General features: G+C 74.3%; 8 protein-coding genes. 2 read left to right on the top strand and 6 right to left on the bottom strand.

The window, feature by feature from the left end:
* Window positions 1-61: 61 nt before the first annotated feature.
* Window positions 62-799, top strand: a complete 738-nt coding sequence (locus QSJ97_RS06405; RefSeq protein WP_285670831.1) for a glutamine amidotransferase-related protein — start codon at window positions 62-64, stop codon at window positions 797-799.
* 140 nt (window positions 800-939) lie between these two features.
* Here QSJ97_RS06405 and QSJ97_RS06400 read toward each other — a convergent pair whose 3' ends face one another.
* The 4 genes from QSJ97_RS06400 to QSJ97_RS06385 all read right to left on the bottom strand — a co-directional run bounded on the left by QSJ97_RS06400 (window position 940) and on the right by QSJ97_RS06385 (window position 3,436).
* A complete protein-coding gene (locus QSJ97_RS06400; protein WP_285670829.1) occupies window positions 940-1,107 on the bottom strand; it encodes a YdcH family protein in 168 nt (55 codons plus the stop codon).
* Window positions 1,108-1,239: 132 nt separating this feature from the next.
* Window positions 1,240-2,418: an amidohydrolase gene (locus QSJ97_RS06395; protein ID WP_285670828.1), complete on the bottom strand. Its 1,179-nt coding sequence runs from the start codon at window positions 2,416-2,418 to the stop codon at window positions 1,240-1,242.
* Window positions 2,419-2,447: 29 nt separating this feature from the next.
* Window positions 2,448-3,209, bottom strand: coding sequence for a tRNA1(Val) (adenine(37)-N6)-methyltransferase (locus tag QSJ97_RS06390; protein ID WP_285670827.1), 762 nt, complete (start codon window positions 3,207-3,209; stop codon window positions 2,448-2,450).
* Entirely contained in the window at window positions 3,206-3,436 is a 231-nt protein-coding gene (locus QSJ97_RS06385) for a putative signal transducing protein (RefSeq protein WP_285670826.1), read from the bottom strand. Before QSJ97_RS06385 ends, QSJ97_RS06390 begins: the two co-directional genes overlap by 4 nt.
* A gap of 136 nt (window positions 3,437-3,572) precedes the next feature.
* Between QSJ97_RS06385 and QSJ97_RS06380 the strand changes: the two genes are divergently transcribed.
* On the top strand, window positions 3,573-4,586 hold the full coding sequence (locus QSJ97_RS06380) for a polyprenyl synthetase family protein (RefSeq protein WP_434220892.1): 1,014 nt from the start codon (window positions 3,573-3,575) through the stop codon (window positions 4,584-4,586).
* Window positions 4,587-4,817: 231 nt separating this feature from the next.
* On the opposite strand, the gene QSJ97_RS06375 is transcribed toward QSJ97_RS06380, so the two are convergent.
* Together QSJ97_RS06375 and QSJ97_RS06370 are read right to left on the bottom strand one after the other, a co-directional pair.
* The gene (locus tag QSJ97_RS06375; protein WP_285670825.1) at window positions 4,818-5,729 is read right to left on the bottom strand and encodes a 4-(cytidine 5'-diphospho)-2-C-methyl-D-erythritol kinase; all 912 of its coding nucleotides are present in this window, start codon (window positions 5,727-5,729) and stop codon (window positions 4,818-4,820) included.
* Window positions 5,716-7,488, bottom strand: a complete 1,773-nt coding sequence (locus tag QSJ97_RS06370; protein WP_285670824.1) for a tetratricopeptide repeat protein — start codon at window positions 7,486-7,488, stop codon at window positions 5,716-5,718. Before QSJ97_RS06370 ends, QSJ97_RS06375 begins: the two co-directional genes overlap by 14 nt.
* Between the last annotated feature and the right edge of the window lie 45 nt (window positions 7,489-7,533).

The following is a 7,533-nucleotide window of genomic DNA, read 5'->3' as shown; positions in this document are numbered from 1 at the left end:
TTCCCCCCGGCGCGCATCCCGCCTAAGTGATGGCTTTCGCCAGAGCTTGACGGAGAATCGGATGCGCGTCGGGATACTCGAGACGGGACGGGTCGCCGAGGAGCTCGTGGACCGCCACGGGACCTATCCGGACATGTTCGTGCGCCTGCTCGCGGGCGCCGATCCGGGCCTCGAATTCGAGGCGGTGAAGGTGCTCGAGGGTGCCCTGCCCGGAAGCCCGCAGGCCGCCGATGCCTGGCTGGTGACCGGCTCGAAGCACGGCGTCTATGACCCGATGCCCTGGATCGAGCCGCTGAAGGCCTTCCTGCGCGAGGCCCGCGGCGCCGGCGTGCCGCTGATCGGGATCTGCTTCGGTCACCAGATCATGGCCGAGGCCTTCGGCGGACGGGCGGAGAAGTCGGATCGCGGCTGGGGCTGCGGCCCGCATGTCTACACCACGCTGCAACGCCCCGGCTGGATGGCCGATGCGCCGGGCCCGATGCGCTTTCACGCCATGCACCAGGATCAGGTGACCGCGATCCCCGGCGATGCCACGCGGCTCGCGGAGAGCGACTTCTGCCCCCATGCGATGCTCGCCTATGGCGATCCGGAGGCGCCGGACGCGATCTCGATCCAGCCGCATCCCGAGTTCGAGCCGGACTATGCCCGCGACCTGCTCGTCGCGCGCCGCGGCGTCGCGGTGCCGGCACCGGCGGCGCAGGCCGGCATCGACGCGATCGGTGCGCCGGTCGACAATGCCGCCTTCGCGCGCTGGGTGGCGGCCTATCTGCGCGCCCGCGCCGCCCGCCAGGCGGCCTGAGCGCGGGCCGGCAGCCGCATCGGACCCGGCCCCGCCCTGGCCATGATATCCGGCCATGATCCCCGGTCAGGCGCCTGTTCAGGGCGCCCGTTCAGGGCCGGTCACGCCGCCGGCGGGGGCGGCGTGCCGGCAGCGGGGTGCTAGTCCGCGCTGAGCCGCGTGATCTCCTCCTTGATCTGCAGCTTGCGTCGTTTCATCGCCGTGAGTTCCAGTTCATCCGTCCCGGGCCGCTTGTTCGCTTCCTCGATCTGGCGATCGAGATCGGCATGCTTGTCGCGAAGCTGGCTGATATGGGAGGTCAGAGACATCAGACGTTCTCCTCTTCGGCAGATGTGAACCCCACCATCCCAGCAGCAGCGGCGCCGCTTGTCACGCAAAGTTTGCACCGAATTCGCAACGTGGCGGCAAGGCGACGGAGCGATGATCGCGCGGCCGGGCGCCTACCCCGCGGGCAGCGCCCGCTCGGCGAGGCGCACCCAGAAGGCGGTGCCGTAAGCCGCGCCGGCGTCGCTGAATTCATACTCGGGATGGTGGAGCGGTTGTGTGTCGCCATTGCCCAGAAGCACGTATGCACCGGGCACCTCGCGCGCAAGATAGGCGAAGTCCTCGCCCACCATGGCCGGCGGATGGCCGAAGGTGGCGCGCTCCTCCCCGACCACCGCGCGCATCACCTCATGGGCGAATCGCGCCTCGGCCGGGTCGTTGACCGTCGGCGGGTCGATCGCCTCGTCGATGGCGATCTCGGCCCGCACCCCGTGCGCCGCGGCGACGCCGGCGGCGATTCGCGCGATCTCGGCATGGATCTCGGCGGCCAGCGCCTCGGAATAGCAGCGCGTGGTGCCGCGCAGCCGGGCCACGTCCGGGATCACGTTGGCGGCCTCGCCGGCCTGGAAGGCGCAGATCGAGAGCACCGCCGGCGCCCGCGGGTCGATCCGGCGGCTGACCACCGTCTGCAGCTGCGCCACCAGCCAGGCCCCGGCGAGCAGCGGGTCGCGCGCATCCTGCGGCACGGCGCCGTGCCCGCCCTTGCCGGTGAGCGTGATGGTGAAGCTGTCGGCCCGCGCCGAGACCGGCCCCTCGGTGACCGCCATGTGCCCGATCGGCAGGCCCGGCCAGTTGTGCATGCCGTAGACCGCGCGCACCGGGAAGCGCTCGAACAGCCCGTCGCGAATCATCGCATGGGCGCCGGCGCCGTCCTCCTCCGCCGGCTGGAAGCAGAAGCAGACGGTGCCGCGGAAGTTGCGCGTCTCGGCAAGATGGCGGGCGGCGCCGAGCAGCATCGCGGTGTGCCCGTCATGGCCGCAGGCATGCATCACGCCGGGGGTCCTGGAGGCATGCGGCACGCCGGTGGCCTCGGCGATCGGCAGCGCGTCCATGTCGGCGCGCAGCATGATCGCGGGCCCGCCCGGCCCGCCTGCCCCGTGCAGCACGCCGACCACGCCGGTGCCGCCGAGCCCCTCGGCCACCGTGTCGAGCCCGAAGCCGCGGAGCAGCTCGGCGACCCGCGCGGCGGTGCGGTGCTCGGCATAGGAGAGCTCGGGATGGGCGTGGAAATCGCGCCGCCACTCGCCGATCTGGTCGGCCAGCGCGGCGATGGAGTTCGGCAGGGGCTTCGGCATCGGCAGGGCCTCCGGCAGCGGGGGACGGGTCAGAGCGCGAGCGGCGCGGCGTCGCGCAGGATGGCGCGGGCCTCCGCGGTGAAATCCTCGCGATCGGCGAGATGGGCGGTGCCGGCATGGAGGATCAGCGGCGCGGCGAGGCGGAACGGCCCGCGGCTGCCCTTGCGCGCGGTCAGCAGCACGCGCTTGGCGTCGCGCCCGACCCGTGCCGCCAGCGGCCGCACCACGATCCCGCCGGCGCGGTCGCCGATCGCGGCGAGGATCTCCGGCAGCCGCTCGGCGCGCTGGATCAGGGTGAGCCGCCCGCGCGGGCGCAGCCGGGCCAGCGCGCAGCCGATCCAGGCCGCGAGATCGGTGCGGATGCGGTGCGCGATGTCGCGCCCCTCCACCGGCGAGGCGAGATCCGCCGGCGCATGGAAGGGCGGGTTCATGATCGCATGGTCGAAGCTCTGCGCCCGGAGCGCCGCCGGCGGCGCCGCCACATCGCCCTCGTGGAGCGCCACCGCCACCCCGTTGAGCGCGGCGTTGCGGGCGGCGAGCGCGAGATAGGCCGGTTGCAGCTCGAGCCCGGCCAGCACCAGCCCCGGCACCCGCGCGGCGAGGCAGAGCGTCGCCGCCCCGGCGCCGCAGCCGAGATCGAGCACCCGCTCGCCCGGCTCGGCCGGCACCGCGGCGGCCAGCAGCACCGGATCGGTCGCCGCGCGGTAGCCCGCCTTCGGCTGCAGCAGCCGCACCCGGCCACCGAGGAAATGATCCTCGGTGAGCGCGGCATCGGGCGCGGCGAGGCTCACGGCCAGCTCTCCCCCTCGAAGGGCTCGATGCCGTTGTCGATGAGCACGCGGCGGGCGCGGTGCAGGTCGCGCTCGGCCACCATCACCCGCCGCGGCAAGATGCCGAGGCTGCCCTCGAGGATGCTCATGTTTACGTCCAGCACCACGCAGTCTATATCCTCGCCCGACAGCAGGGCTTGGGTGAAGGGCACCAGGGTCGGATCGGTCGTGCGCAAGAGTTCCAGCATGTCCGGAGTCCTATCGCGGCCCCGGCCCGGGGTCGAGAGCCAAGGCCCGCTCGCCCGGCAGCCTGCGCCCGACAACCCGCCCCCGGCAGCCAGCGCCGCGGAACCAGCGCCCGACAACCAGTGGAGGTCCTCGCCGATGAACCCTGTGCCGAGCAAGACCGCCGGCGCCGTCGCGCCCTTCGAGATGCTCCAGGGGCTGGTGGCGGCCGAGATGGCCGAGGTCAACGCGCTGATCCGCGCGCGCATGGCCTCGGAGCACGCGCCGCGCATCCCCGCGATCTCGGCGCATCTGATCGAGGCCGGCGGCAAGCGGCTGCGGCCGATCCTGACGCTGGCCGCGGCGAAGCTCTGCGGCTATGGCGGCACCGACCATGTCCGCCTCGCCGCGGTGGTCGAGTTCATCCACACGGCGACGCTGCTGCATGACGACGTGGTCGACGGCTCGGAGCAGCGCCGCGGGCGCAAGGCCGCCAACATCCTCTGGGACAACCCCTCGAGCGTGCTGGTGGGGGACTATCTCTTCGCCCGCGCCTTCCAGCTGATGGTGGAATGCGGCTCGCTGCGGGTGCTCGACATCCTCTCCAACGCCTCCGCGGTGATCGCCGAGGGCGAGGTGCTGCAGCTCACCACCGCGGGGGACCTGACCACCGACCTGCCGCGCTATGCCCAGGTGATCCGGGGCAAGACGGCGGCGCTGTTCGCCGCGGCGACCGAGGTCGGCGGGGTGATCGCCGGGGTCGAGGAGCCCAAGGTGGCGGCGCTCCGGGCCTATGGCGACGGGCTCGGCATGGCCTTCCAGCTCGCCGACGACGTGCTCGACTATGGCGGCACGGCGGCGGATCTCGGCAAGAACACCGGCGACGATTTCCGCGAGGGCAAGGTGACCATGCCGGTGATCCTCGCCGCCGAGCGCGGCGATGCCGAGGCGCTGGCCTTCTGGAAGCGGGTGATCGTCAAGCGCGACCAGCGCGAGGGCGACCTGGCCGAGGCGCAGGCGCGGATGCGCGAGACCGGGGCGCTGGCCGACACGCTGGCCGAGGCGCGGGCGCATGGCGCGGCGGCGGTGGCGGCGCTGGGGGACTTCCCGGAGGGCGAGATGCGCCGGGCGCTGACCGAGATCGCCGTCTTCGTGACCGACCGGGTGAGCTGAAGCGGGCCGGGTGAGCCGAGGCGGGCCGGGCGAGCCGAGGCGGGCCGGGCGAGCCGAGGCGGGCCGGGTGAGCCGAGGCGGGCCGGGCGAGCCGAGGCAGGCCGGGCGAGCCGAGGCGGGCCGGGCGCCGGGGGGAGGCAGGCCCCACCCCTGCGCGGGCAGCGCCAGGCGGCGCCTCCGGGAAAGCCCACCCGCCTGCCTCCCCCCGGCGCCTGCTGCCGGCGCGGCGCCTCAGCCCGGATCGGCCGGCAGCGGCGCGGCGGCGACCCACCAGCCGGGGCGGGCGGCGCGCAGCCGCGCCGCCGCGGCCAGCGCCGCGGCCCGGTCGGCATGGAGCGCGAAGCAGGTGGCGCCGGAGCCCGACATCCGCGCCAGCGGCGCCGGCGCCAGCGCCTCCAGCACCTCGCCGATCGCCGGGCAGCAGCGGATCGCCGCCGGCGCGAGATCGTTGCGCTGCGCCGCGAGCCAGTCCACCAGCCCGGCGAAATCCGCGAAGCCGGCGGGCGGCGGCGGCGGGCCCGGCGGGCCTTCGCGCCGCTCCAGCGCGGCGAAGACCGCGCCGGTGGCGACCGAGACCAGCGGATTGACCAGCAGGATCCACGCTTCCGGCATCCGCGGCGCCGGGGCCAGCCGCTCGCCGATGCCGGACATCACCCGCGCCCGCGGCGCCAGGCAGACCGGGACATCGGCGCCGAGGCCGAGCGCCAGCCCCTCCGGCACCTGCACCCCCCAGAGCCGCGCCAGCAGCCGCAGCGCGCCGGCCGCATCCGCCGAGCCGCCGCCGATCCCCGAGGCCACCGGCAGGCTCTTCTCGAGCCGCAGCGCCGCGCCGGAGCGCACCCCGGTCGCCTCGGCCAGCCGCGCCGCCGCGCGCAGCACGAGATTGCCGCCATCCGCCGGCAGCCCGGCCGCGAACGGCCCGTCGATCGCCAGCGAGAGCCGCTGCGCCGGTTCGGCCCAGAGCCGGTCGCCGAGCCGCGGGAACACCGCGAGGCTCTCGAGCAGGTGATAGCCGTCGGCCCGGCGGCCGCGCAGATGCAGGTAGAGATTGACCTTGGCCGGGGCAAACTCCGCCGCCCCGGCGCCCGCGGCCGGCGCCTGCGCCTGCGCCGCCGCGAGCCCGGCCGTATCAGCCGCCGTCATTGTCCGTCGCGGTCTCCCCGGTCTGGCCGATGATCGCGGGCCTGCCGGCGGCGGCCTCCTCGGCGAGCACGGTGTCGAGCCCGAACTCGAGCTTGCGGTCGATGCGCTCGACCACCTCCTCCTCCGGATCGAAGGAGAGCGCGCGGTTCCACTGGAATTCCGCCTCGACCCGGCGCCCGACCATCCAGAGCGCGTCGCCGTAGTGGTCGTTGATCACCGGGTCCACCGGGCGCAACTCAACCGCGCGGCCGAGATGCTCCACCGCCTGCTCGAACTTGCCGAGCCGGTAGAGCACCCAGCCCAGGCTGTCGACGATGTAGCCGTCCTCCGGGCGCTGCTCGACGGCCTTCTCGATCATCGCCTGCGCCTCGTCGAGATTGCGGCCCATCTCGACCCAGGAATAGCCGAGATAGTTGAGCACCAGCGGCTGGTCGGGCTCGAGCTCCAGCGCCTTGCGGAAATCCTCCTCCGCCCGGGCCCACTGCTTCGAGCGCTCGAGCGTGATGCCGCGCTGGTAGAACAGCGGCCAGTGCCGGTTCTCCGGCGTGTCGATCAGCGCGATGGCGCCGTCATAGGCCTCGGCCGCCTCCTCGAAGCGGCTGTGCCGGCGCAGCAGGTCGGCCAGCGCGCGGTGCGCGTCGATCTCGCGCGGCCAGCGGGCAATCGCGGCACGCAGCGCCTGCACCGCCTCGTCGACCTTCTCCTCGCCCTCGAGCGCCGCGGCCCGGCCGATGCGCGCATCGAGCGCCTCCGCCGCGTCCTCGGGGATCGCATCATAGGAGCGCACCGCCAGCTCGTACTGCTCGGCCTGCACCATCTGCTCGGCGAGCAGGAGATGGGCATCGATGAAATCCGGGCGCAGATGCGCCGCCAGCCGGACATAGCCGAGCCCGACCAGCCGGTTCGGCCCGCGCACCAGATAGCGCGAGAGGCCGTAGAGCGCCTCGGCCGCCCCCTGCGCCGCATCGGCCACGATCGGCTCGGGCTGCGCGCCCTCGGCGATCTCGCGGCGCAGGCGGGTGATCTGCGGGTCGGAATAGCTGCGCGTGAGCCAGGTCTCGAGCACCTCGACGGCCTCCTCGACCCGCCCGAGACGGGCCAGCGAGACCGCCTGCGCGCGCACCAGCCGCCGGGTGCCGGCACCGGCGCCCTCGCGCGCCCGCTCGAAGGCCGCCACGGCGCCGGCATCGTCGCCGATCGCCGCGAGCATCAGGCCGCCGTGGAAGGCCGCGAGATAGCGCCCGGCCGGCCCGGCGATGCCGCCGTCCTCGACCTCGCGCATCATCTCGAGGGCCAGCTCGGTCTCGCCGGTGGCGAACACCGCCCAGGGCCGCATCAGCGCGCCGACGAAGCCGTTCTCGGCATCGACCTCGCCCTCGAGCACGCCGCCGGCCTTGCCCGGCTCGCCGCGCATCAGCGCATCCGCCGCCAGCGTGATCGCGGCGAGATGCTCGCCGGCGCGGCCGCCGCCGACGGCGTCCATCCGCCGTGCCAGCGCCACCGCCGGGCCGACGCTGCCCGCCGCCAGCCGGTGCATCAGCGCGCGCTCGAGCAGCATGGTGTTCTGCGGATCGCGGGCCAGCGCCTCGGCATACTGCGCCGCGGCGGCCTGCAGGTCGCCGCGCCGGGCCGCCTGTTCGGCCGCGAGATAGGGTCCGGCCACCCCCTGCGCTGCGGCGCCGGACGGATCCGCCAGAAGGGCGGCGGCGCAGAGCGCCGGGATCAGCCGCCGGACGAGAGCTCTAGAGGTGAGGGACACGAAAACGCCTCCTGATCTTGCGCATCGACGCCGCGGCGCCGGAGA

Source organism: Paralimibaculum aggregatum (genome assembly GCF_030270585.1).
Classification (GTDB): domain Bacteria; phylum Pseudomonadota; class Alphaproteobacteria; order Rhodobacterales; family Rhodobacteraceae; genus Thermohalobaculum; species Thermohalobaculum aggregatum.
This window is presented reverse-complemented; position numbering and strand designations above follow the sequence as displayed.

Excerpts from the sequence above, each read along its gene's own strand:
- QSJ97_RS06405 (WP_285670831.1), top strand. The coding sequence starts at position 62 with ATGCGCGTCGGGATACTCGAGACGGGACGGGTCGCCGAGGAGCTCGTG.
- QSJ97_RS06400 (WP_285670829.1), bottom strand. The coding sequence starts at position 1,107 with ATGTCTCTGACCTCCCATATCAGCCAGCTTCGCGACAAGCATGCCGAT.
- QSJ97_RS06395 (WP_285670828.1), bottom strand. The coding sequence starts at position 2,418 with ATGCCGAAGCCCCTGCCGAACTCCATCGCCGCGCTGGCCGACCAGATC.
- QSJ97_RS06385 (WP_285670826.1), bottom strand. The coding sequence starts at position 3,436 with ATGCTGGAACTCTTGCGCACGACCGATCCGACCCTGGTGCCCTTCACC.
- QSJ97_RS06380 (WP_434220892.1), top strand. The coding sequence starts at position 3,573 with ATGAACCCTGTGCCGAGCAAGACCGCCGGCGCCGTCGCGCCCTTCGAG.
- QSJ97_RS06375 (WP_285670825.1), bottom strand. The coding sequence starts at position 5,729 with ATGACGGCGGCTGATACGGCCGGGCTCGCGGCGGCGCAGGCGCAGGCG.